General features: G+C 74.2%; 1 protein-coding gene. It reads right to left on the reverse strand.

The window, feature by feature from the left end:
* A partial coding sequence (locus tag ACLEQD_RS39895) for a beta-ketoacyl synthase N-terminal-like domain-containing protein (protein ID WP_410391159.1) occupies window positions 1–3,270 on the reverse strand: 3,270 nt, incomplete at both ends.

The following is a 3,270-nucleotide window of genomic DNA, read 5'->3' on the forward strand; positions in this document are numbered from 1 at the left end:
CGGAGCCGCGGCGGCCACCGGCGCGGCCTCCGGGGGCATGCGGCCGTCGAGGAACGCGGCGAGCTGTCCCAGCGACGGGACCTCTTCCAACAGCTGCCGGAACGTCACCTTCACGCCGAACTGCTTCTGCACCGCGAGCGCCGCCTGCGTGAGCACCAGCGAGTCGAGCCCCAGCTCCAGGAAGCTGGCGCCCGGATCCGCGTCGGCCAGCTCCAGGCCGCTCAGCTCCTCGAAGAGGTTGCGCAGGGTGGGGACGAGACGTTCGGCGCGGGGAACAGGGGCGGGACTCACGGCGGCTCCGGTGGAGGGTGTGGGGGCGGGCATGGACGCCCGCTCGAGGTCGATCCAGTGGCGCTGCCGCTGGAAGGGATACGTGGGAAGGGTGACGCGCTGGCGCTGCTCGTCGGCGTGGAAGGCCCGCCAGTCCAGGGTCACGCCCCGGCGCCAGAGCTGGCCCGCGGCGTTCAGGAGGGCGCTCCAGTCCGCGGCGTCACCGCTGGACTCGCCCAGGGACGTGAACACCCGCGAGCGCTGGTCGGCCGTGGCCTGCTGCCGCGCCAGCGTGGCGAGCGTCACGCGCGGGCCCACCTCCAGCAGCAGATGCTCGCCCCGGTCCCAGAGCGTGCGCAGCGCGGGCGAGAAGCGCACCGTGTCGCGCAGGTGCCGCGCCCAGTACTCGGGCGACGTCGCCTCGGAGGCCTTCAGCCACGTGCCCGTCGCCGTGGAGACGATGGGGATGCGCGGCTCGGACAGGCGCAGGCCCTTCACCGTCTCCAGGAACGGCGCCACCGCGGCGTCCATCATGGGCGAGTGGAACGCGTGCGACGTCTGGAGCAGCCGGCACGCGGTGCCCTCCGCCTCCAGCGCGGCCTGGAGCCGTTGCACGGCCTCCGTGGGCCCGGACACCACGCACAGGCGCGGTCCGTTGTCCGACGCGATGGCCAGCCCGTCCGTCAGCCGGGGCGCGACCGCCTCCGCGGACAGGCGCACCGACAGCATGCTGCCCGGCTCCTGCGCCTGCATGAGCAGGCCGCGCTTCGCCACCAGGTGCAGCGCGTCCTCCAGCGTGAAGACGCCCGCGAGGCACGCGGCGACGAACTCGCCCACGCTGTGGCCCACGAGCGCGTCCGGCCGCACGCCCCAGCTCCACCAGAGCTGCGCGAGCGCGTACTCCACGGTGAACAGGGCCGCCTGCGCGAACGACGTCTGGCGCAGCGCCTCCGCGGCCCCGGGCGACTCGGGGTCCTTCGGGAAGAGCACCTCGCGCAGGTCGCGCCCGAGCAGCGGCTTGAGCACCTCCGCGCACGCGTCCACCGTGGCGCGGAAGGCCGGCGCGTGGCGGTACAGCCCGTGCGCCATGTCCGGATGCTGCGAGCCCTGACCCGGGAAGAGGAACGCGACGGGCGGCGTGGACTCCAGGCCAGAAGCCTCCGGCTCGGCCGCCGTCAGCGACCGCGCGGCCTCTTCCTGCGAGCCCGCCACCACGGCGCGCCGGAACGGGAACGCCTTGCGCCCCGTGGCCAGCGTGTACGCCACGTCCGCGAGGGACTCCTCCGGATGCGCCTGGAGGTGCGCGGCCAGCCGCTGCGCCGCCTGCGTCAGCGCCGCGGGCGTCTTCGCCGACAGCGTCAGGAGCTGGCGCGGCTTCGAAGGACCGGAGGCCGGACGCTCCGGCGCCTCCTCCACCACGACGTGCGCGTTGGTGCCGCCCACGCCGAACGAGCTCACGCCCGCGCGCAGGGGGCCCGTGCCCTCCGGCCACGCGGAGCGCTTCGCCTGGACGAAGAAGGGGCTGCGCGGGAAGTCGATCTTCGGGTTGGGCGTCTGGAAGTGCAGCGTCGGCGGCAGCTCGCGGTGCTTCAGCGCGAGCACCGTCTTGAGCAGGCCCGCCACGCCCGCCGCGGCGGTGAGGTGGCCGAAGTTGCTCTTCACCGAACCGATGGCGCAGAAGCCCGTGTCCGAGGTGTGCGCGCGGAACGCCTGCGACAGCGCCTCGACTTCAATGGGGTCGCCCAGCGGCGTCGCCGTGCCGTGCGCCTCCACGTAGCGGAGGGTGCGCGGGTCGATGCCCGCGTTCGCGTGCGCCGTCGCGATGGCCGTGGCCTGGCCCTCCACGCCCGGCGCCGCGAAGCTCACCTTGGCCGCGCCGTCGTTGTTGATGCCCACGCCGCGCAGCACCGCGTGGATGACGTCGCCGTCCGCCTGCGCGTCCGACAGGCGCTTGAGCACCACCGCGCCCAGGCCGTCGCTGAAGAGGGTGCCGGTGGCGTTCGCGTCGAAGGGGCGGCAGTGCCCGTCCTGGGAGAGCATGCCGCCCTCCTGGTACAGGTGGCCGGACTTCTGGGGCACCGTCACGGACGCGCCGCCCGCCAGCGCCACGTCGCACTGGTGCGTCTGGAGCGCCCAGAACGCCTGCGCCACCGCGACCAGCGACGTGGAGCACGCGGTGTTGAGCGACAGCGCGGGCCCGCGCAGGTCCAGCTTGTGCGCGACGCGGGTCGCCACGTAGTCCTTCTCGTTGGCGACCATCGCCTGGAAGGCGCCCACCCGGCCCACGATGTCCTGCCGGGGCAGCACGTGCAGCGGCCCGTAGCTGTTGTTGTGCGTGCCCGCGAAGACGCCGATGAGGCCGGGGTAGGCTTCCGGCACGCAGCCGGCGGACTCCAGCGCCTCCCACGCCGTCTCCAGGAACAGGCGCTGCTGCGGATCCATCACCTGCGCCTCCTTCGGCGTGATGCCGAAGAAGGCCGCGTCGAACAGTTCCACGCCGTCCAGGACGCCGCGCGCCCGCACGTACTCGGGGGCGTCGCGCTCGGCGGCGGGCACCGACGGGTCCACCTCCTCGCGCGTGAAGGTGGTGACGGACTCCACGCCGCCCACCAGGTTCTTCCAGAACGTCTCCACGTCGGGCGCGCCCGGGAAGCGGCCCGCCATGCCGATGATGGCCACCGGCTCCGCGCCGCCCGCCGCCTGCTGGCGCTTCGCCTGCCGCGCCTCCGCCACCTGCTTGAGCGACGGGCGGGACGCCTCCCCGCTCAGCGCCGCCGCCAGCTGCGCCACCGTGGGGGACTGGAACAGCTGGACGATGGGGAGCTCCAGCCCGTGCTCCTGCCGCAGCCGCGCCACGCACTGGAGCGCGAGCAGCGAGTTGCCGCCCAGCTCGAAGAAGCTGTCGTGCACGCCCACCCGGTCGATGCGCAGCAGCCGCGCCCAGGCCTCAGCGAGCGTGCGCTCCAGCGGCGAGCGCGGCGCGACGAACGCCTGCTGCAG

It is taken from the genome of Corallococcus sp. 4LFB (genome assembly GCF_046520365.1).
Classification (GTDB): Bacteria; Myxococcota; Myxococcia; order Myxococcales; family Myxococcaceae; genus Corallococcus; species Corallococcus caeni.